Below are 22,588 nucleotides of genomic sequence, written 5' to 3' on the forward strand. Positions count from 1 at the left end.
CTCTTTGTTTCAATTCATTTGAGTTTAAAAACTATAAAATAAATCCTTATATTATCCGGACTACTTTTTACTTGTTTCACTAAAATAAATAGGTTTCATTCAAACTTTAATAGACTATGAAAACCAGTGGAACTTACCCTGACACGGAATTCCACTGGTTTTTTCGATTTTTATCAGATTAACTTCTACTATTTTTAGCTGTGAAAATTAGTTTAGGACTTTAACTTATTTTCAATCTTCTAATCTAAAGGCCACTTCCAGTAAAGAAAAATCAGGGTTCTCCTGACTTTTACTTAGCTAATTCTCTTTCTCGTTCTTTCATTATTTTATGATTTTCATACAAACGGGATAAGAACTTAGAAATTTCTTTTAAGATAGAATAGGTTGGCACTGCGACAATCATTCCAATGACACCATAGATATTGCTTGACAACAAAAGTAAAACCAAAATCGTGATTGGATGAACCTTCATAACACTTCCTACGATTCGAGGATATAAGATATTGCCATCTACCTGCTGAACAACAAGCATATAAATCACTGCAATCAGCAGTCTATGGGGATCAGTGAATATATTTGCGATGATCATAGGAATCAAACCAATACTTGGCCCCACATAAGGAATTAAATTGGCTACACCAGAAAAAATAGCAAAAACTAAAGCATATTTTAAACCAATAATACTATAGCCAATATAAGCCAAACAACCTATAATGATTGCGTCAATCGAAACTCCACTAATATAGCGAGCAATCGTCGCATTTAAATTCTTTAAGAGACCTGCAATATGCAAGCGATCCCTCTTTAGAATCGTTCTTTCAAGCATGGGCAAGAATTTATGTCCATCTAATAAGAAATAAACCAAAAAAACTGGAGTCATAATCAAAATCAAAACAGTACTGATAAGAGCTGACAAGACGCTCCCCACACTATTTGATACGCTATTTAGGATATTTTGAAGAATATCAACATAGGATAAGTTTAGTTGCTGAATTGTAGCTTCTACATCCAAATTCTGGAGCGCAGGGTAATTAGATAAATCTATGATTAAGTCTTGTACTCGACTATAAATAGTTTGACTAGATATAATCAAACTAGATAACTGATTAATCAAAATAGGTAAGAGATAGACAACACCTATGACCATTCCCCAGACCAAAGCACACAAGGTAATTAAAATACCAAGTAAACGATTGAGTTTACAGACTTTATTTAAGAAAGTAACAATAGGGTTTGTCAAATAATAAAGAAAGCCACCTAATAAAAATGGAATCATAATTGTATTAAGCACGCTAACAAAAGGGTTAATCAAAGACCCCATCTGTCTCCATAGGTAAAAGATGATGGTTAAGAGTAAAATTTCTGTGGTCCAAAAAAATAATTTATTTCTACGAAACATGAGTTACCTCCCTCACTCTATTTTACCATATTTTCAAAAAGCTTAACGGATGAATTATTAAAGCAAGAATATTTTTTTTCTTTATGATAGAATAAGACTACTATGAAAAAAATATTTTTAACTTTATTAACTGTCTCCCTTTTAGGAGGCGCTTCTACTGTTGCTGCTCAAGATTTTAATATTGCTGCAAAACATGCCATTGCTGTTGAGGCAAATACTGGTAAAATTCTCTATGAGAAGGATGCAACGCAACCTGTCGAAATTGCTTCCATAACAAAATTGATTACTGTTTATCTGGTCTATGAAGCTCTGGAAAAGGGAAGTATTACCCTCTCCACTCCTGTAGATATTTCTGATTATCCTTATCAATTGACGACAAATTCTGAAGCCAGTAATGTTCCTATGGAGGCTCGTAATTATACTGTCGAAGAGTTACTTGAAGCAACTCTAGTATCTAGTGCCAACAGCGCCGCTATTGCCCTAGCTGAGAAAATTGCTGGCTCTGAAAAAAACTTTGTTGATATGATGCGGGACAAACTCCTGGAATGGGGAATCAAAGATGCCACGGTTGTCAATACAACTGGTCTGAACAACGAGACTCTAGGAGATAATATTTACCCAGGATCTAATAAAGATGATGAAAATAAGCTCAGTGCTTATGATGTTGCCATCGTTGCCCGCAACCTCATCAAAAAATACCCACAAGTCTTAGAAATCACCAAAAAACCTTCTTCTACTTTTGCTGGGATGACAATCACTTCAACCAACTACATGTTAGAAGGTATGCCTGCTTACCGTGGTGGTTTTGATGGGCTAAAAACAGGAACAACAGACAAAGCTGGAGAATCTTTTGTTGGTACTACTGTCGAAAAAGGGATGAGGGTTATCACAGTTGTTTTAAATGCAGACCATCAAGACAATAATCCCTACGCTCGGTTTACAACTACATCGTCCCTAATGGATTATATTTCTTCTACATTTACACTTCGCAAAATCGTTCAGCAAGGCGATGCCTATCAAGATAGCAAAGCACCTGTACAAGATGGAAAAGAAGATACGGTCACTGCAGTGGCTCCAGAGGATATCTATCTAATTGAACGTGTTGGGAATCAATCTTCCCAATCTGTTCAATTCACACCTGATTCCAAAGCAATCCCAGCACCACTTGAAGCTGGAACAGTGGTTGGCCATTTGACTTATGAAGACAAGGACTTGATTGGTCAAGGTTACATCACCACAGAGCGCCCTAGTTTCGAAATGGTTGCAGACAAGAAAATTGAAAAAGCCTTCTTCTTAAAAGTTTGGTGGAATCAGTTTATCCGATTTGTTAATGAGAAATTATAAAAAAATCGCGGTTTAAAATCGCGATTTTTTCTTACAAGTTCATCTTCAAAGTCCTTGATTTTGGGTAAATCTAATACTCAATGAAAATCAAAAAGCAAACTAGGAAGCTAGCCGCAGACAGTACTTGAGTACGGCAAGGCGAAGCTGACGTGGTTTGAAGAGATTTTCGAAGAGTATAAAATCAAATTTTACCCAACTGATCCTTCCATCTCATAGCTAATCAAACGGTTCAGCTCAACGGCGTATTCCATTGGAAGTTCTTTTGTAAAGGGTTCTACAAATCCCATGACAATCATCTCAGTTGCCTCAGATTCTGACAATCCACGGCTCATGAGATAATAGAGTTGTTCTTCAGAAATCTTAGATACCTTAGCTTCGTGTTCCAAAGCTACTTGCGAGTTGTGAATTTCATTAAACGGAATGGTATCTGATGCTGACAAGTCATCCATGATAATGGTATCACACTCGATGTGAGAAACAGACTTCTTAGAGTTTTTGTTAAAGGTTACCTGTCCACGGTAGTCAACCTTTCCTCCGCCTTTAGCGATGGATTTAGACACAATAGACGAGCTAGTATGTGGAGCATTGTGGATCATCTTAGCACCCGTATCTTGGTGTTGCCCAGCATTGGCAAAGGCAATCGAAAGCATGGTACCACGCGCCCCTTCTCCATCAAGGTAAACAGATGGATATTTCATGGTTGTTTTAGCACCCAAGTTACCATCAATCCACTCAACAGTAGCATCCTTTTGAGCTTTAGCACGTTTGGTTACCAAGTTATAGACGTTATCAGACCAGTTTTGGATGGTTGTATAACGCATATAAGCACCATCCAAGGCAAAAATTTCTACGATGGCAGCATGCAAGCTGTTGCTTGAATAAGTTGGCGCTGTACAGCCCTCTACGTAGTGGACACTTGCTCCCTCATCAACGATAATCAGAGTACGTTCAAACTGACCAGTATTTTCATTGTTGATACGGAAGTAGGTTTGAAGTGGAATATCTACCTTGACACCTTTTGGTACGTAGATAAAGGTTCCACCTGACCATACTGCTGAGTTAAGGGCAGCCAACTTGTTATCTGTCGGCGGTACCAACTTAGCGAAGTATTGTTTAAACAAGTCTGGGTATTCCTTGAGGGCAGAATCCGTATCTGTAAAGATGATACCTAACTTCTCAAATTCTTCCTTCATGTTGTGGTAAACCACTTCTGACTCGTACTGGGCAGAGGCACCAGCTAGATAAGCACGCTCAGCTTCTGGAATCCCAATACGTTCAAAGGTTTCTTTAATTTTTTCAGGCACATCATCCCAAGAACGAGCTGGTTTATCAGATGGTTTTTGGTAATAAATCAAGTCATCAAAATCAATCTCTGATAAGTCTGCTCCCCAAGTTTGCATGGGCATTTTTTTGAAGGTTTCATAAGACTTCAAACGGAATTCTAACATCCACTCAGGTTCTCCCTTGGCAGCTGATAGTTCACGAATGACATCTTCGTTCAATCCTTTTCCTGTCGATAGGACAGGCTCTACATCATCATGGAAACCAAATTTATATTCACCAAGATCAATTGGTTTTGGTTCTACTCTTTCTTCAGCCATAATATCCTTTCTTTCATTCTTCATTTCTACTAATTCATAAGACAAAAGAAACTTGTCTTATTGATTTTCTTGATTTTCAATTGTTTTCTTGAGGGCGTTCCAAGCTAAGGTTGCACACTTGATTCGTTGAGGGAATTTGGCAACACCTGACAAGAAAGCAGCATCACCAAGACTATCTTGTCTGTCATCTTTTTGCCCTTGAACCATTTCAGAAAAAATAGTCGCCAGTTCTAAGATTTCTTGTTTGGTTTTTCCTAAAACTGCATCTGTCATCATGCTTGCAGAGGCAGTTGAAATCGTACATCCTGAGTTTAGAAAAGCAATATCTTCCAAACGATCATCTGCATCAAACTTGACAGAGAGGTTGATAACATCCCCACAGGTCGGATTGTTGAGACTGATTTGCTCAGCATCTTCCAACTTCCCTTGGTGATGTGGATTTTTCGAATGGTCCGCTACCACTGCCATATAGAGGCTATCTAGTTTAGAAAGTGCCATTGAAAAACTCCTTTGTCTTTTGTAAGGCATCCACTAATTTGTCGCAGTCAGCCTTGGTATTGTAGATATAAAAACTTACACGAGCTGTTGCTGGGACTTCCAAATACTGGAGCAAGGGTTGCGCACAATGGTGACCAGCACGAACAGCCACTCCTTCATAATCCAGAGCCGTCGCAAGGTCGTGCGGATGAAGGTCACCTAGGTTAAAGGCAATGACACCTGAACGTTGAGCCAAGTCCTGTGAACCATAAATGGTCAGTCCTTCAATCGCCTGCAGTTTTGGATAGACGTATGCGATCAATTCCTGTTCATGGGCTTCAATGGCATCCATACCAATCTTTTCCAGATAATCAACTGCAGCAGCAAGTCCGATTGCACCAGCCATATTTGGAGTTCCTGCCTCGAATTTCCAAGGCAACTCCTTCCAGCTAGCAGATTGCTCATAGACGAAATCAATCATCTCACCACCAAATTCAACTGGTGACATTTGTTCCAGATACTTTTCTTTGCCGTAAAGAACACCGATACCAGTCGGACCAGCCATCTTGTGACCTGAAAAGGCAAAGAAGTCCACATCCAAGTCCTGGACATCAATCTTCATATGAGGAGTAGACTGAGCACCATCCACCACCATGATGGCTCCAACTTGGTGGGCCAATTGAGTGATTTCTTTGATTGGATTGACCACACCAAGAACATTTGAGGCGTGAGCAAGGGAGACAAACTTGACTCTATCAGTCAATTTAGCTCGCAAATCATCCATATCCAGAGCTCCATCCTTGAGATAGACATAAACAAGCTCTGCTCCAGTCTTGCGACAGGCTTCTTGCCAAGGAATGATGTTGGAATGGTGTTCCATGACGGAAATCAAAACTTGATCTCCCTCAGTCAGAATTTCCTCAGCAAAGCGTGCTACCCAGTTAAGACTGGTTGTCGTTCCTCTGGTAAAGAGAACTTCCTTTGTAGAGCCTGCATTGATAAACTTACGAATGGATTCACGAGCGGCTTCATAGGAAGCTGTCGCACGCTCTGCCAAGGTATGAACACCACGGTGAACATTGGCATTGTCGTTCTCATAGTAGCGGTTAATCGTTTCAAGAACTGCTAGTGGTTTTTGTGTCGTCGCAGCATTGTCCAAATAAACCAACGGTTCATCGTTGACAATCTGGTCTAAAATTGGAAAATCCTTGCGAATCGCTTCTACATCTAACATAGGCTACCCCTTAGCGTTTTGACAATTTCTCTTCGATCGTTGCAATCATTTCATCACGAACTTCCTTGACTGGAATCTCAACGATAACGGAGCCAAGAAAACCACGGACAACCAAGCGTTCTGCAGTTGCCTTGTCCAAACCACGACTCATGAGGTAATACATATCTTCTGGATCTACCTGACCGATAGAAGCCGCGTGTCCTGCAGTTACGTCATTTTCATCAATCAAAAGAATTGGGTTAGCATCTGAACGAGCCTGGTCTGAAAGCATGAGAACACGACTTTCTTGTTGCGCATCTGCTCCCTTGGCCCCCTTGATAATGTGGCCAATACCATTGAAGGTCAAGGTTGCTTTTTCAAGAATAACCCCATGTTGTAGAATGTTTCCGATTGAGTTGCAACCATAGTTAGTTACTCGAGTATCAATCCCTTGTACCTGACGACCGCTTGAAAGAGCTACAACTTTCAGGTCAGCATGGCTACCGTTACCAATCAAATCGCTATCAAAGTCAGCAACAACATTTCCTTCGTTCATAACACCAATCGCCCAGTCAATACTTGCATCGTTGCCTAATTTACCACGACGGCTAATGTAAGCAGTGACGTTTTCACCTAGACGATCAATCGCAGCAAACTTCACTTGAGCACCAGAATGTGCAATTACTTCTACTGTGATATTGGCAGTTGCTTTTACACTACCTCCACCTCGTGACTCTAAACGTTCTAGATAACTAATCTTAGAGTTTTTACCAGCGATAATCATAATATGCTTGTTAAACGGCACATCACTATCGCTGTCTTGGTAGAAAACACCTTCGATTGGCTCAGCAATCTCAACATTATCGGGAATGTAGAGAACAGCACCACTGTTAAAGTAAGCTGTATGGTAGGCTGCCAACTTATCATCATCATATTTAACTGATGACATGAAGAATTCCTCAATAAGCTCTGGAATTTCTTCTAAAGCTGAGTGAAAGTCTGTAAAGACAACACCCTGTTCAGCTAATTCAACTGGAGTTTGCTCAAAAACAGTTTGAGTTCCTACTTGCACCAACTTCAAGTGATTATCTAGTGCAGTGAAATCTGGAACATTTGCTGATGGCTCACTTTCTGTAATCGTTCCATCACCCAGATTCCAACGGTGAAATTTGACACGCTCAATAACTGGTAATTCCAAACTCTCAATCTTATCAAAAGCTTTTTGACGGAGGTCAGCCAACCAGCTTGGTTCAGCGTGCATTTCTGAAAAAAGTTTAATATTTTCTTTAGTCATTTACTTCTCCTAAAAGATACGAGGGAATTACAATTCTTCCTTATAGTCGTAGCCAAGTTCTTCAGCTAGTTTTGCGTATCCTTCACGTTCCAAACGCGCAGCCAATTCTGGACCACCAGAAAGGACAACACGACCTTCCATCATGACGTGTACCACATCAGGTGTGATGTAGTTCAAAAGACGTTGGTAGTGAGTAATAATCATAGCACCAAAGCCTTCACCACGCATGGCATTGACACCTTTAGAAACAACTTTAAGAGCGTCAATATCAAGACCAGAGTCAATCTCATCCAAAAGGGCAAAAGTTGGTTCCAACATCAAGAGTTGAAGAATTTCATTACGTTTTTTCTCACCACCAGAGAAACCTTCGTTGAGGTAACGCTCTGCCATTTCTTCTTTCATGTTGAGCAATTCCATTTTTTCATCTAGCTTAGTGATGAACTCGCGAACTGAAATTTTTTCATCATCTTCTTTACCAGCATTCATAGCTGCACGAAGAAACTCAGCATTGGTAATTCCAGGAATTTCTGATGGGTATTGCATAGCAAGGAAAAGTCCCATACGCGCACGCTCGTCCACTTCCAACTCAAGAATGTTTACGCCATCAAACAAGACTTCACCTTTGGTAACTTCATAGTTTGGATTTCCCATGATAGCAGCAGAAAGAGTCGATTTACCAGTACCATTTGGTCCCATGATAGCGGCGATTTCTCCTGTTTTCAGGGTCAGGTTAACCCCTTTTAAAATTTCTTTTCCTTCAATCTCAACGTGAAGATCTTTGATCTCTAATACTGACATGATAGTTCCTTTCTTTTTCAAGACCTTTACAGTGCTTACTAGAAACATACTAGTTGTCTCTAGAAAATACGGTAATACTCAATGAAAATCAAAGAGCAAACTAGGAAGCTAGCCGCAGGTTGCTCAAAGTACCGCTTTGAGGTTGCAGATAAAGCTGACGTGGTTTGAAGAGATTTTCGAAGAGTATAAAAGGTCAATAAATATACTTTTATAGTATAACAAAAAAAAGCCTAAAAGGCTTTGATTTTGTCTGGAAGCTGAGGGCTAGTCTTTCCTATTAAAATGCTGATCGATGACATCAACGATTTTGCCCATCACATAACTGACTCGGAAATTTCTAAAGAGTAAAATGGCCCAAAAGGCTGCCATAATATAACGACCAGTCATCCAAGCTTCATTGAAAAAATAGGTCTCAGCAGCTGTAAACAGCGCGATGATAATAAATTGTTGTCTATTCATAAACTTATTGTATCATGAAATCTTTCTTTAGTCTTCCTCTACCTTCACTTTATCAGCCAAAAATTCAAATCCTTCTGGAATCAGACTTTCTTCTGCTTCTTTTTCAGTTTGAGAAGATTTGGCTTTTGCTGAAAAGGCTGCGCGAACTTCTTTCCATTCCTCCATGGAAATAGCTAAAATCTCAGGTGAAAAACCTGCTGCCTGACTGAGGATGTTGCCAAACATAGTGTTGAGATTGTCCCGTTTCATGGTTTGACCAGCATTAAAGTTAGACTCAAAAGCAAGAATTGCATGGTGTTCATTGGCCGCAACCGGTTGAGAACCAACCAGCAAAGCCTTATCCGGCCCACCTAAACTTTCAATTACCTCTCCCCAAGCATTCTGCAAACGAATCAGGTTTTGACGTGCTAAATCAGGATTTTCGACAGCCTCTTGTAAGATAGATTGAACTTTATTGCGATCCACACGATAGACTGTCTTGCCTGTTGCTGGGCGACTAGGAGCTGGATTTGTTGGCTTGGGCACAGTTCCCACATTTGCGAGTTCTTGTTTGAGACGTATCACTTCCTGTCTCAGCGTAGCAATTTCATGTTCAACTGCCCCAGAAAGAGCTGGTTCAGGCTTAATCTCCGCCAAACGGATGGTCATCATCTCAGCATAAATCTTGGGCTGCAAACTAGACTTAATATCTGCTAAACTCACTGTTGCTAAGCGAATCATTTCAAACAGATTTTTTTGAGGAAGTGCCAAATTTTCTACAAAGACTGAACTATGATGAGTATTTTCTCCCCCTGTTTGAACAATTAACAAGTCTCTTAAATAGTGCAAAAGATCGGTCACAAAACGAGTCATGCTCTTACCATTGTCAAAAAGAAGATTCAAATAAGACAAAGCTTTGGGAACATCCTGTTGAGACAAGGCCGCCACATAATCATCCAAGGCTGATAGGCTAATGGTGCCAGTAATTTCTTCAGAGATAGCAGTCGTCAGCTCATTTCCCTGTGTCAAACTCAGGGCTTGATCCAAAATAGACAAGGCGTCCCGCATTCCACCTTCCGCCCGTCTGGCAATGATTTCCACAGCCTCTGGTTCAGAACTGATATTTTCTTTTTCTAAGATATAGTGAATATGTTCCTTAATATCCTGTGTCTTAATTGATTTAAACTCAAAACGTTGCACACGGGATAGAATAGTCGCAGGAATCTTGTGCAATTCAGTAGTGGCCAAAATAAAGACTACATTCTGTGTTGGTTCTTCCAGCGTCTTTAGGAGGGCATTAAAAGCCCCTGTAGACAGCATGTGAACCTCATCTATGATATAAACCTTATAACGAGCAAGGCTAGGCGCATAGGTAGATTTATCACGAATTTCGCGAATTTCATCTACCCCATTATTAGAAGCTGCATCCATTTCGATGACATCTTCTAAACTACCGTCCGTCACTGCCTGACAAATATAGCAGTTATTACAAGGTTCACCACCCACTTGATTTGGGCAGTTCATAGCCTTGGCAAAGATCTTAGCTACACTGGTTTTTCCTGTTCCACGTGGACCAGAAAAAAGATAAGCGTGACTTATTTTCTCTTGTTCTACTGCTTGTTTAAGAGTCTTAGCCACAACTTCTTGACCAACCAACTGGGAGAAGTTTTGACTTCTATATTTTCGATAAAGTGCTTGATACATTAAGATTTTTCCCCAAACATTGTAAAGTCCCATTCCGTCTTTTCAAGCAAAATAGCAACAAATTGTTCCAAATAATCTCGATCCATAGCATCGTAATCCTCAATCTCTGAAGAATCCAGATCCAGAACTCCAAGTAACTGACCATTCTTCATCATCGGCACCACAATTTCACTTTTAGCTAGACTATCACAAGAAATATAGTTGGGATAGGTCCTTACATCACCAACCAGAACTGTTTCCTGAAAGTGAGCCGCCTCACCACAAACACCCTTGCCTAGTGCAATACGGATGCAGGAAACACCTCCTTGGAAGGGACCTAAAACCAATTCCTTTCCATCGAACAGATAAAAGCCTGCAAATACGGTATTAGGAAAACGTGATTTTATGAGAGCACTGGCGTTGGAAAGATTAGCCAAAACATTGGTTTCGCCTTCCAATAGGAAGGACAATTCTTCATTTAACATTTGATAACGTGATTGTTTTTCTGATTTTAACATAGAACTATTATATCAAAAAAGGAGCAGAGACAAAAGAAAAAATCCCTTGTTTAGTAAACAAAGGATTTTGTGAATTTTCAATTTGATTAAAGTTCGATATCACCAAACAAATCAGCCATTGAAAATCCTGTTTGTGTTTCTGGAAGTTCGAAATCACGCTTCTCTTGACGTCTTGGACGACGTGGACGAGTAGCACGTTTTTCTTCTTTTTGTCCTTCTTCTTGAGCTGGACGTTCTTCAAGAGCTTTAATAGAAAGTGATACACGCTCTGCATCTGCGTTAACTTCAAGAACTTTAACTTGAACTTCTTGACCAACTTTAAGAGCTTCTTTTGGATTTTCAATACGTTTGTGTGAAATTTGTGATACGTGAACAAGTCCATCGATACCTGGCAATACTTCAACAAATGCACCGAAGTCAGTCAAACGTTTAACTGTTCCTTCTACTACATCACCTTTAGCCAATTTTTGCTCAACACCATCCCATGGTCCTGGCACTGTTGCTTTAAGTGAAAGTGATACACGTCCTTCTTCTTCGTTAAGATCAAGGATTTTCACTTCAATTTCTTCACCAACAGTTACAACTGATTTTGGTGAAACGTTACGTTCATGTGACAATTCAGTCAAGTGAACCAATCCGTCAACACCACCAAGGTCGATGAAAGCACCGAAACTTGTGATACGAGCAACTTTACCAGTTACAACATCACCAACAGCAAATTTACCAAATACTTCAGCGCGAGCTGCTGCTGTAGCTGCTTCAACAACTTCACGACGTGAAAGGATGAAGCGGTTTTCTTTAGCATCAACTTCTTTGATTTTAGCGTCAAATTCTTGACCTACAAAACGCTCAGTGTTACGTACGAAACGAGTATCCAACATTGAAGCTGGGATAAATCCACGAACACCTTCAAATTCTACTGAAAGTCCACCTTTAACGGCACGAGTTCCTTTAACAGTAACAACTTCTTCTTCGCGACCAACAAGTTTGTCCCATGCTTTGCGAGCTTCAAGGCGTTTTTTAGATACAAGGTATGTAACTGTATCAGTATCTTTACCAACTACTTGACGAAGTACAAGAACATCCAATACTTCTCCTACTTTAACAAAGTCATTGATATCTGCATCGCGATCGTTTGTCAATTCGCGAAGAGTCAAGACACCTTCAACACCAGTTCCAGAGATTGCAACGTTAGCTTGAGTCGCATCAACTGTCAATACTTCAGCACTAACAACATCACCAGTCTCAACTTGGCTAACGCTATTTAGCAAATCTTCAAATTCGTTCATCTAAAAAATCCTCCAACAATCAAGTTTTTTCTTAAACTTGACATACTTATAATTTTTTTCCTAAGCACTCGCAAGGACATGTTCATATCGTTCACGTCTTTCAATTATAAAAATAAAATACCCTAAGATATTTTGCTTTTTATCTTGATTATTACCTAAGAACTGGGGTAGCTGGATTCGAACCAACGCATGAGGGAGTCAAAGTCCCTTGCCTTACCGCTTGGCTATACCCCATTGATGAAATGGAGAGAGAGGGATTCGAACCCCCGAACCCGAAGGAGCGGATTTACAGTCCGCCGCGTTTAGCCTCTTCGCTATCTCTCCTACAATCAACATGGACTATTATATCATGAAAATTTCAAAAAAACAAGACTTATTTTGCTAAATTATAATTTTCAATCAAAATTTCCACAGCTTTTTCCAATTTTTTATAAAAACTATCGACATTCCCATTCTTTATGATGGCAAATTGTCCCTCTAATTCGGCAATTTCTCCGATAACTTTTTTACCAATGATCAAGGTATAGCCTTCAAAACTGTCTTTTCCTACATTAACTTTGGCATCTGCTACTTGAATTTCGATTTTTTTATCTTTCTTACTCATTTCATACCTCTCTTCACTTTTTCTATTGTACAAGAAAATCCTAAAACTAGCAAGAAAAAACTCTATATCAGGCTTGTCTGATATAGAGTTTTATGTAAACAACCTCAATCGATTTAGCATAGCTAATAGTTAGTAAACAAGCATAATTGACTATCCTTTTTAGGTTATCAGTGAGTCTCACCACCTACTAACTGCAAATCCTTATCTTTGTAGTCTACAATAGCTTCAATAGCTACCTCTATGCCTCTTACAATATCGCATAGACTCATTCCTGCAGTATTCGGCTTATTTACTACTTGTTCCATCATATATGGAATATGCATGAAACCTGCTCTCATATTAGGGAATTTTTTATCCACTAAATAAAGAGCTTGGTACATCAAATGATTGCAAACAAAGGTTCCTGCACTATTGGACACAACTGCTGGAAGTCCCTGTTTTTTAATAGCTTGTACCATCGCTTTGATAGGTAAACTACTAAAATAGGCCGATGCTCCATCAATACGAATCGGTGTATCAATTGGTTGATTGCCTTCGTTATCAGGTATGCGAGCATCATCTTGATTAATAGCCACTCGTTCAGGTGTTAAGCCGGTCCTGCCGCCTGCTTGTCCAATACAAAGTACAGCATCTGGTTGATATCGTAATATTTCTGCCTCTAAAACTTCTGACGACTTATAAAAAACCGTTGGAATTTCTACCCAGCGAACTTCGGCCCCATTAATCTCAGTTGGTAATAATTTTACAGCCTCCAAAGCTGGATTAATCTTTTCACCTCCAAAAGGATTAAAACCTGTAACCAATATTTTCATTTTATTTTCCTTTACTAAAATGCGAGAAAGTACATTAAGAATATGTGAATAACAATCATTACTAGAGCAACACCTGCTTGAGCCTTTATAACGCCATTCTGATCTTTCATATCCATCAATGCTGCTGGTAGAGCGTTAAAATTAGCAGCCATTGGGGTCAATAAGGTCCCACAATAACCTGCTGTCATGGCAAGAGCACCAGCCACAATTGGATTAGCTCCCAGAGCAAATACAAATGGAACTCCAACACCTGCTGTAATAACGGTGAATGCTGCAAAAGCATTTCCCATAATCATTGTGAATAGAACCATTCCAAGAACATAGGCCAAAACTCCTATAAAGCGACTATCTGAAGGAACAATACCGCTAATCAGATGAGAGATAACATCACCAACACCTGCTACAGTAAAAATAGCCCCCAAAGCCCCTAATAATTGGGGAACAATCCCACTTGTTGAAACTTGCTGAGTCATTCGATTGTTTTCTGATAACAGACTCTTAGGGTGACTATTGGTAATCACAAGAACAGAAATTGTAGCAAACAAGGCGGCAAGGCTAATCGAAATCTTGCTAAATTCTGGAATCATTTGCGCTAAGACCAACGCAAGTATTGCCATCAGCATAACTGGAATAAAAATTTTATTTTTCAATCTGTTAGATTCAATATTGGCTTTCATTTCATCTAAGGATGGCAAGGTTCCGATACGGACTTGCTTAAACAATGTTAGCAGCGATAATAGGATTACAATAATACCAATACTCATATTTGGCATATAGGAACCACCTATAAACGTAATAGCCAATAGAGTCCAAAATGCAGATGTTCCAAATCGAACTGGGTTTGTTTTATCTTTATAACTACAATAGGCTGTATGGAGAAATTGACAACCAATCACAATATAGGTCAACTCTAATAGTTGCTTTGCCAACTCTGTCATTTTTGTTCTCCTCCCCTAGTCTTTTCTGATGTCAATTTTTTATCAAATAAATAATTATAAATCCCCACTACAATAAGTGTTATAACAGCAACAATAATAGATGCAGAAGCAATCCCTGCATAATTGCTTTCATAGCCTAACTGATCTAATGTTCCCCCTATCAAGAGGACTCCACCAGCGCCTACAAACGTATTTTGAGCAAAGAAATTTCCAAAATTTTCATTCGCAGCCGCACGCGCTTTTATTGTCTCATCTTCAACCTCTGTTAACTTTCTACCTAATTGAGACTCTGCTGCTGCTTCTCCCATAGGTTGAACCAAAGGTCTGACAAACTGAGGGTGTCCTCCTAGACGAATTGAAAAGAAACCAGCTAACTCTCGAATAAAGAAATAAACTGTATAGAAGTTTCCAACTGTCAGACCTTTAATCTTTCGAATCAAATCAATTGATCGTTGCTTGAGTCCAAAGGTTTCTGACAGCCCCACAAGAGGCAAGGTAACCATAAAAATCGTGAGTACTCGCTGATTGCTAAATTCTTTTCCCAAAATCTCCAAAAATTCAACAAGAGAAACACCTGAAACTAAAGCTGTAACCAAACCAGCTAAGACTACTGTTGCAATTGTATCAAACTTTAAAATAAAACCCACAACAATGATTGCTATTCCTATTAGCTTAATCCACTCCATATCAAACTCCTTTATATCCAAAATGACAGTATTTTTAAAATTTTATCAAGAGCAATACCATTCCTTATTTAATGTGTTTTTCTAGTTCTTTTTGGTACTTACCATTTGATTCCAATTTTTCTTTTTGCCATTTTTTCAGTGCTTCTTCATATTCTTTTGTTGTAACGATATCTTTTTGCAATTTCATCCCTTTAAAGATATATGGGTCACCCTTAATACCAACTTGTGAGTATGGTTTTGAGAATGGCACTACATTACTTACAACTGGAGAACCACCAGATGAAGCAGTTGGCATCAATAATGAACTATCTGTCAACCAAGCTTGAGCCTTGGCATATTTTTCATAGCGTTCTTCAAGATTTGTAGTTTCTGAATCTGCATCATCCAATAATTTCTTATATTGGTCCAAACCAAGTTTCGCTACAACATCCTTATCTTTCCCTTTAGTAATACCAAGGTGTTTCATAGCAGAACCTGATTTAGGATCCATGATATTCAAGTAAGATGCTGGATCTTGATAGCTTGGAGCCCATCCTGTACTGTTCAAATCATAGTCTTTTTGAGAAGGAACACGCGCTTGTGATGTAATCGTTTCTTTTTCATTATCTGTCATTTGAAGTACATCGATGACAACATTTTCAGCACCAAGAGTTGATTCAATAGACTGTTTGAAAGAGTTGCTTTGTTGAACGGCGATAGTATCTGTTTGTTCAACCGGGACATCCAAGTGAATTGGGAAGGTTACCCCTTTAGATTCCAAGTCTTTCTTAGCTTTTTCGAAAGCAGCTTTAGCCTTGTCAGGGTTGTAGATAGAATCCTTACCGTCAACTAGCTCAACACCTTTCCATTGGTCACCATAGTTCACCAACTCTGCTTGGGCGATTTGACCAAAGTTCTTACCACCTGCTTGTACGAAGTTATCTGGAACAAGGCTGTTACGAATAATCTTGTCCGCACCATCTTCACCGTTTAGCTGGGCAGCATACGAATGACGGTTGAAGGCAAAGTTGATAGCCTGACGGAAGTCCTTATTGAGCATCGCTTCTTTTGTAGAAGTCTTTTGCTCTTCGCTTGTTTTCGCAGTTTTATTGTATGACTGACGATTTACGTTAAAGGTGAAGTAATAACTGCTTGAGTCCTGTGGGCTATAAGTGATTTTATCTCCGTATTCTTCCAAAGTTGAAGCAAAGTTTGAGCTGCTTGGGAAGAGACGGGCTGTCGTATAAGCACCAGAGGAGAAGCTACGGATCAAAGACTCCTGATCTGAACCATCGTAGTAGGTCAATTTAATCTTCTCAATTTTAACATTTTCTTTATCCCAGTAATTTGGATTTTTTTCATATTCAATCAACGATTTAGAAGTCAATGTTTTTAAGAAATAAGGACCATTGTAGAGAATACCTGCTGGGCTAACCTCTCCGTAATTCTTTCCTGATGCCTTTAAAAACTCTTCATTTACAGGCAACATCGTTGCTGTAGTCACTTTTGAATTCCAGAAACTTTCTGGCGCATTCAATGTATACTCAACTGTATAGTCATCCAAAGCTTTAACACCAACTGTAGAGAAATCATTGGTTTCACCAGTCATATAGGCGTCCAAGCCTTTGATTGAATTTTGGATGAGAGAGACACCGTCTGACTTACCATCAGCGACGTGTTTTAGTCCTGTCACAAAGTCATGGGCTGTTACTTCTGCGTATTCTTCGCCTTCTGATGTGTACCATTTCACTCCTTTACGAAGTTTATAGGTATAAGTCAATCCATCTTTTGAGACAGACCAATCCTCAGCCAAAGAAGGAATAACATTACCATATTTATCATTTTCCATCAAACCATCAACGACATTCCCGATAATATCTGTTGTGGATGTACGCGTTGCTATACTGTAGTCCAAGGATGCTGGATCCACTGCATATACATAAGAAAATGTTGTCGGAGCATCTGCTTCTTTATCAGCTTTTCCACAGGCTGCTAAAAGAGCTGTTGTGCTTAGGATAAGTCCTGTTGTTAAAATCCACTTTTTTGATTTCATAAAAATCTCCTTTAATATATTTTTAATCTACTTTTACAATCCAACCTTCTGGCGCTGGAATATCACCAAACTGAATTCCTGTCAATTCATCATAGAGTTTACGAGTCACAGGTCCTACTTTTGTTTCACTATAAAATACATGGAAATCATCACCGTGCTGAATACCTCCAATTGGAGAAATAACCGCTGCTGTACCACAGGCACCAGCCTCTACAAAACGGTCAAGGTTATCAATTGGGACATCCCCCTCAATAGGAGTCAAGCCCAAGCGGTGTTCTGCTAAATAAAGTAAGGAATACTTGGTAATAGATGGCAAGATAGATGGACTCAATGGTGTTACAAATTCATTATCAGCTGTAATTCCAAAGAAGTTAGCTGAACCGACTTCTTCAATCTTTGTATGAGTTGAAGGGTCTAGGTAGATAACATCTGAGAAATGACGTGATTTAGCCAATTTCCCTGGCAAGAGACTGGCAGCATAGTTTCCACCAACCTTTGCCGCACCTGTACCATTTGGAGCAGCACGGTCGTATTCATCCTGAATCAAGAAGTTGGTAGGGACCAAACCACCCTTAAAGTAATTTCCAACTGGCATAGCAAAGATAGTAAAAATATACTCCTCTGCTGGTTTTACCCCGATAATATCTCCGACACCAATCAAAAGAGGACGAAGATAGAGGGTCCCACCTGTTCCGTATGGTGGTACGTATTCTTCATTCGCACGGACAACTGCTTTACAAGCTTCTACAAACATGTCTGTCGGAACTTGTGGCATCAAGAGACGGTCACATGTACGTTGCAGGCGTTTGGCATTTTCATCAGGACGGAACAGTTGAACACTGCCATCCTTAGTACGATAAGCTTTCAAACCTTCAAATGCTTGTTGTCCATAGTGGAGACTTGGAGAAGACTCTGAAATATGCAAAGTTGCATCCTCTGTAAGCTCTCCTTGATTCCATTGTCCATTTTTAAAATGAGCAATATAGCGATAAGGTAATTTCATATAGGAGAAACCAAGGTTTTCCCAATCAATCGTTACTGTCATATTCCACTCCTTATTCTAAAAACCTATTTCTTATATTCTACACTATTTTTCTAAAATAGCAAGTATATTTTGTAATTTTCAGAAAATTTCTTCAATAAAAAGAACCAGCTCTTAGAACTGATTCTTCATTTCACTTATTTAGCTTCAGTAAATACTTCTTTAAGATAAGCGTCAAAAACTTCTTCATCTGAAATCGTGTCAGAGATGAAGCTACCGTTACTTGTGCGTTCTGACAAATTCAAGTCTTGCAATCGACTTTCATAGGTCGTTCCTTTATTAGATTGGATAAGCAAAGTTTGATCGTTCCCGTCCACTTCCGTACTGAAGAGATCACCAACAAATCCTTGTTCTGCAACTGCTCCTGCCAAGAAGACACGGTGCGGTTTGTTTTTCAACTCACGCAAGACTTGTAGTCCTCGTTTAGCACGGCTGGTTGCTGGAATTTCCTCTGTTGAAACACGTTTCAAACTTCCACGCTGAGTCAAGAGGTAGAAAGATGATGTGTTACAGATAAAGGCGGATTGGAGAACATCATCTTCTTTCAAATTCATAGCCTTGACACCTGCAGCCTTGGCACCGACAACAGGAACCTCTTCGATATTGAAGCGCAGAGCATAACCGTTTTGGCTAATCAAGAGAACATCATCCAGTTTAATCTGAGCTACTGCTACAATCTGGTCTGTCTCGTCTTTGAGCTTAGCATACTTAACAGACTTAGACTTATAGGTCCGCCATGGGGTGAATTCTTTGCGTTCTACACGCTTGATTTGACCGAGACGGGTCGCTGCAAAGTAGGTTGTCGCATCATCAAACTGATCCACAACTTCAACATAAAGTACTTCTTCATTGGTTTCAAAGTTGGTAATGGTCTGGCTCAGATGCTCACCGATGTCCTTCCAACGAATATCTGCCAATTCATGGATTGGTCGATAAATGACATTTCCAAGCGTTGTGAACATCAAGAGGTGCTGGGTGGTCTTGGCAGATTGAACAAAAATCAAACGATCGTCATCACGCTTGCCAATTTCTTCCAAAGTGGAAGCTGCGAAGGAACGTGGGCTGGTACGCTTGATGTAACCTGCCTTGGTCACGCTGACGTAGGTATCTTCCTCGGCGATCAGACTAGCTGTATCAATCTCGATTGCTTTCGCAGTGTCTTCTAAAGTACTCAAACGTGGAGTCGCAAATTTCTTCTTGACCTCACGAAGTTCTTTCTTCATGAGATTGTACATGGTCCGTTCATCACCGATAATCGCCGCAAGCATAGCAATCTTTTCACGAAGTTCTGCTTCTTCTTCCTGCAAGACAACTACGTCTGTATTGGTCAAACGGTACAGTTGCAAGGTTACGATAGCCTCAGCCTGTTCTTCTGTAAAATCATAGCTAACTTTGAGGTTTTCCTTGGCGTCCGCCTTATTCTCAGATGCACGGATAAGGGCAATAACTTCGTCCAAAATCGAAATCACGCGAATCAAACCTTCGACGATATGGAGACGTTTCTCAGCCTTTTCCTTGTCAAAGCGAGAACGTGCCAAAATCACTTCACGACGGTGAGCGATGTAGCTAGACAGGATTGGAACGATCCCAACCTGACGAGGTGTAAAATTATCAATCGCCACCATGTTGAAGTTGTAGTTGATTTGTAGGTCAGTGTACTTAAAAAGATAATTGAGAACAAGCTCCGTATTGGCGTCTTTCTTGAGCTCAATCGCGATACGAAGACCGTCACGGTCAGACTCATCACGAACCTCAGCAATACCAGCCACCTTATTATTGACACGAACATCATCAATCTTCTTGACTAGATTGGCCTTGTTGATTTCATAAGGAATCTCAGTGATAACGATTTGTTCCTTACCACCTTTTAACTTTTCAATCTCAGTCTTGGAACGAACAACCACGCGCCCTTTCCCAGTTTCATAGGCCTTCTTGATTTCATCACGCCCCTGGATAATCCCTCCAGTCGGGAAGTCTGGTCCAGGCAAGAATTCCATGAGTTTATCCACCTTGGCAGTTGGGTGGTCAATCATATAAACCGCCGCATCGATGACCTCAGCCAAATTATGGGGAGGAATGTCTGTGGCATAACCAGCCGAAATACCAGTAGAACCATTAACCAAAAGGTTGGGAAAGGCTGCTGGCAAGACTGTCGGCTCTTTCTCCGTATCGTCAAAGTTCCAAGCAAAAGGAACGGTCTTTTTATCGATATCCTGAAGAAGATAGCCTGCAATCTCAGACAAACGCGCCTCAGTATAACGCATTGCGGCAGGCGGATCACCGTCCATAGAACCGTTATTACCGTGCATTTCGACTAGAATTTCACGATTTTTCCAGTCCTGTGACATACGAACCATGGCATCATAGATAGAACTGTCACCGTGTGGGTGGAAATTCCCCATGATGTTACCGACAGACTTGGCTGACTTACGGTAGCTCTTGTCAAAAGTATTTCCATCCTTATTCATCGAATAAAGAATGCGTCGCTGAACCGGCTTCAAGCCATCCCGAATATCTGGCAAGGCCCGGTCTTGAATAATGTACTTGGAGTAGCGACCAAAGCGCTCTCCCATAATGTCCTCCAGGGACATATTTTGAATGTTAGACATATATGATACAGAGCCCGTAAAATACCAAGTGTAAAGATAAATTCTTGAAGTAAGCTCTCAAGAGAATTTATTTTTTTACACAGTATCTAGAGCATGTTCAACTCCTTTCAAAGAATATAGAGTAGGTTTTATACAGTAAAAGATATTTTACGGGAATTAGTCCCGTGTTCAGTTACTACAAATAACCAAACGATCCTTTCTGTAGTTTAATGTGTTTAAAATTTATTGCTTCAGTGAGTAATAAGGAGTTTTCACACAGTATTTAGGGCGTGTTCAACTCCTTTCGAAGAATGGAGAGTAAATACTATGGAAAAAGAAAAAATAGAGAGTAAGTGAATTTCATCCAATTCCTGTATCTCATTTCCACTTGAAGTGTCTACTTCACAAATCCTCGTTTATACTTGATATGACTGGCGATATTGCTATCTACATCTTTCTTATCCCAAAGTTGGAGTTCCCATGGATAATAAAAATTACTTTTATTTTTAAAATAGATATGAATACCGACATAGCCATCTTTATCACGTAAATACCAGTTTTTTAGTCCGTAATTCTCTTGCCAATCATCTAATTTCTCCATGACTTGAGCTATCTCTTTGGAACTCAAAATCATACGAGCACCAAAAATATCATTAAGAATTGAATTCACAGGATAGCCCTCTTGACGCTCTGAAAAACGTGTAATTTTATCTAAAATAGACTCAGAAGTTTTGACACGATAAACATAGGCAATATCTTGGACATCCGCTTTCATCAGATAATCATTAATTGACTCATGTAAATTCAGACGGTAGGCCAAAATCGCTTTAGTCGGAACTTTTGAAAAGGTATGCTTGAGATTGATTTTTTCCACCTTACCCGTTTCAAAATAATCTTTAGAATATTCTCGATGAATACGATTAATCTCTGTAATGAGGCGTTCCACTTTTTCAATCATGAGTCTTCTCCTCTCGCTTTTTCATTTTTCCAGTTATTCCCAAACTTCTTCACTCTTTCCTTAGCATACTCAATCATCTTCTCAGCCACTTCTTTATCGTAGTCAAATCCCATTTTTTGAGCAAGAAATTGAGCTTCTTGGTGGAAAAGTTGCATCGTAGCCAATAAAGACTGAGTAATTTTATCTATACTTGAAAAATCAAGCAAATCTGAGAATTCCTTTTCTTTATCAGTGGGTAAATAGTTAAAAAGATACTTATAATTCTTGCCGACGTCTACTGTTCTCTTATAACTTGCGACCTGCCAAGCCAAGATTTTCAAGAGTTCTTGTTGGCAAATACCATAGAGATGGTCAGTAGCATAGAATACCTGCTTGCGACAAATCCCTTTGACAACGTAGGCTGACACCCACCAAAATTCATTGCAGGATTTTACAAAATTCGTTTCAGTAGCTGGGCTTGTCCAGTAACGCTCTAGATTTTGAGAATAGGGTTCAAATAAATGTTCTGGATCTTCTAAAACAGTGAATCCTGCCTCACTATCCACCCACTCTTGGATGTGGTTTTTGGGGCAGAGAGTCAAATCAATACGATTACCATCTTCAAAGAGCATGAGATAAAGACGACGATGGTCAAGAACAACCTCTTGCTCTATAATTCGTTCTCCGAAATAGGCCAACCAAGAAAGGTCACTCGTCAGATTATCCAAATCATCCACAATATAGACCACGTCATAGTCTTGAAATTCATCTTTTGAGGCTTTTCTATCAGTCCGTGAACCAGACATGGCGACAGCTTTAACTTTCAAGTTTTTAGCTATCTTAATAATTATATCTAGCATTTCTGCTTCAGCTCTCATGTTGATACCCATTCATT

General features: G+C 39.6%; 20 protein-coding genes and 2 tRNA genes. 1 reads left to right on the forward strand and 21 read right to left on the reverse strand.

The features are described from left to right. Window positions 1–289 precede the first annotated feature (289 nt). Entirely contained in the window at window positions 290–1,399 is a 1,110-nt protein-coding gene (cozE, locus tag OC529_RS05455; protein ID WP_175880055.1) for a cell elongation protein CozE, read from the reverse strand. A 102-nt stretch (window positions 1,400–1,501) separates the two neighbouring features. Here cozE and pbp3 point away from each other — a divergent pair, with 102 nt between their 5' ends. Beyond that, a complete protein-coding gene (pbp3, locus tag OC529_RS05460; RefSeq protein ID WP_262081677.1) occupies window positions 1,502–2,743 on the forward strand; it encodes a D-alanyl-D-alanine carboxypeptidase PBP3 in 1,242 nt (413 codons plus the stop codon). A 188-nt stretch (window positions 2,744–2,931) separates the two neighbouring features. On the opposite strand, the gene sufB is transcribed toward pbp3, so the two are convergent. The 20 genes from sufB to OC529_RS05560 all read right to left on the reverse strand — a co-directional run bounded on the left by sufB (window position 2,932) and on the right by OC529_RS05560 (window position 22,571). Continuing rightward, window positions 2,932–4,344: a Fe-S cluster assembly protein SufB gene (gene sufB / locus OC529_RS05465; RefSeq protein WP_000797047.1), complete on the reverse strand. Its 1,413-nt coding sequence runs from the start codon at window positions 4,342–4,344 to the stop codon at window positions 2,932–2,934. Window positions 4,345–4,401: 57 nt separating this feature from the next. Beyond that, window positions 4,402–4,842, reverse strand: coding sequence for a Fe-S cluster assembly sulfur transfer protein SufU (gene sufU, locus OC529_RS05470; RefSeq protein ID WP_023936697.1), 441 nt, complete (start codon window positions 4,840–4,842; stop codon window positions 4,402–4,404). After that, window positions 4,829–6,055 (reverse strand): cysteine desulfurase, encoded by a 1,227-nt coding sequence (locus tag OC529_RS05475; RefSeq protein ID WP_262081678.1) that lies wholly within the window; start codon window positions 6,053–6,055, stop codon window positions 4,829–4,831. Before OC529_RS05475 ends, sufU begins: the two co-directional genes overlap by 14 nt. A gap of 10 nt (window positions 6,056–6,065) precedes the next feature. Beyond that, window positions 6,066–7,328, reverse strand: coding sequence for a Fe-S cluster assembly protein SufD (gene sufD / locus OC529_RS05480; RefSeq protein WP_262081679.1), 1,263 nt, complete (start codon window positions 7,326–7,328; stop codon window positions 6,066–6,068). A 27-nt stretch (window positions 7,329–7,355) separates the two neighbouring features. Then, window positions 7,356–8,126 carry a Fe-S cluster assembly ATPase SufC gene (gene sufC / locus OC529_RS05485; protein ID WP_000114489.1) on the reverse strand — a complete coding sequence of 257 codons (771 nt, stop codon included), beginning with the start codon at window positions 8,124–8,126 and terminating at the stop codon, window positions 7,356–7,358. Window positions 8,127–8,390: 264 nt separating this feature from the next. Then, window positions 8,391–8,585 (reverse strand): DUF3272 domain-containing protein, encoded by a 195-nt coding sequence (locus OC529_RS05490; protein WP_119943155.1) that lies wholly within the window; start codon window positions 8,583–8,585, stop codon window positions 8,391–8,393. A 27-nt stretch (window positions 8,586–8,612) separates the two neighbouring features. Further along, the gene (gene dnaX, locus OC529_RS05495; protein WP_262081680.1) at window positions 8,613–10,268 is read right to left on the reverse strand and encodes a DNA polymerase III subunit gamma/tau; all 1,656 of its coding nucleotides are present in this window, start codon (window positions 10,266–10,268) and stop codon (window positions 8,613–8,615) included. Next, window positions 10,268–10,765: a GAF domain-containing protein gene (locus OC529_RS05500; RefSeq protein ID WP_138705529.1), complete on the reverse strand. Its 498-nt coding sequence runs from the start codon at window positions 10,763–10,765 to the stop codon at window positions 10,268–10,270. Before OC529_RS05500 ends, dnaX begins: the two co-directional genes overlap by 1 nt. Before the next feature lie 86 nt (window positions 10,766–10,851). Continuing rightward, on the reverse strand, window positions 10,852–12,054 hold the full coding sequence (gene rpsA, locus OC529_RS05505) for a 30S ribosomal protein S1 (RefSeq protein ID WP_262081681.1): 1,203 nt from the start codon (window positions 12,052–12,054) through the stop codon (window positions 10,852–10,854). Window positions 12,055–12,216: 162 nt separating this feature from the next. After that, window positions 12,217–12,288 (reverse strand) — tRNA-Gln (locus tag OC529_RS05510). A 9-nt stretch (window positions 12,289–12,297) separates the two neighbouring features. Beyond that, window positions 12,298–12,378: transfer RNA gene (locus tag OC529_RS05515), tRNA-Tyr, on the reverse strand. A 49-nt stretch (window positions 12,379–12,427) separates the two neighbouring features. After that, window positions 12,428–12,658, reverse strand: coding sequence for a DUF2969 domain-containing protein (locus tag OC529_RS05520; protein ID WP_000037111.1), 231 nt, complete (start codon window positions 12,656–12,658; stop codon window positions 12,428–12,430). Window positions 12,659–12,825: 167 nt separating this feature from the next. Then, window positions 12,826–13,470 (reverse strand): pyroglutamyl-peptidase I, encoded by a 645-nt coding sequence (pcp, locus tag OC529_RS05525; RefSeq protein ID WP_119948104.1) that lies wholly within the window; start codon window positions 13,468–13,470, stop codon window positions 12,826–12,828. 14 nt (window positions 13,471–13,484) lie between these two features. Next, the gene (locus OC529_RS05530; protein ID WP_000137263.1) at window positions 13,485–14,408 is read right to left on the reverse strand and encodes a DUF979 domain-containing protein; all 924 of its coding nucleotides are present in this window, start codon (window positions 14,406–14,408) and stop codon (window positions 13,485–13,487) included. After that, entirely contained in the window at window positions 14,405–15,094 is a 690-nt protein-coding gene (locus tag OC529_RS05535) for a DUF969 domain-containing protein (protein ID WP_000454773.1), read from the reverse strand. The genes OC529_RS05530 and OC529_RS05535 overlap by 4 nt, the downstream gene beginning before the upstream one ends. A 64-nt stretch (window positions 15,095–15,158) precedes the next feature. Beyond that, entirely contained in the window at window positions 15,159–17,126 is a 1,968-nt protein-coding gene (locus OC529_RS05540; RefSeq protein ID WP_262081682.1) for a peptide ABC transporter substrate-binding protein, read from the reverse strand. 22 nt (window positions 17,127–17,148) lie between these two features. Continuing rightward, complete coding sequence (locus OC529_RS05545) at window positions 17,149–18,171, reverse strand: branched-chain amino acid aminotransferase (RefSeq protein ID WP_262081683.1); 1,023 nt, start codon at window positions 18,169–18,171, stop codon at window positions 17,149–17,151. A gap of 134 nt (window positions 18,172–18,305) precedes the next feature. Next, window positions 18,306–20,777 carry a DNA topoisomerase IV subunit A gene (gene parC, locus OC529_RS05550; RefSeq protein WP_262081684.1) on the reverse strand — a complete coding sequence of 824 codons (2,472 nt, stop codon included), beginning with the start codon at window positions 20,775–20,777 and terminating at the stop codon, window positions 18,306–18,308. Between the two features lie 376 nt (window positions 20,778–21,153). Then, window positions 21,154–21,714, reverse strand: a complete 561-nt coding sequence (locus OC529_RS05555) for a GTP pyrophosphokinase (protein WP_125420451.1) — start codon at window positions 21,712–21,714, stop codon at window positions 21,154–21,156. After that, window positions 21,711–22,571: an aminoglycoside 6-adenylyltransferase gene (locus OC529_RS05560; protein ID WP_262081685.1), complete on the reverse strand. Its 861-nt coding sequence runs from the start codon at window positions 22,569–22,571 to the stop codon at window positions 21,711–21,713. The genes OC529_RS05555 and OC529_RS05560 overlap by 4 nt, the downstream gene beginning before the upstream one ends. Window positions 22,572–22,588: the final 17 nt, after the last annotated feature.

Origin of the sequence: Streptococcus sp. Marseille-Q5855, from assembly GCF_946901985.1 — a bacterium.
Classification (GTDB): Bacteria; Bacillota; Bacilli; order Lactobacillales; family Streptococcaceae; genus Streptococcus.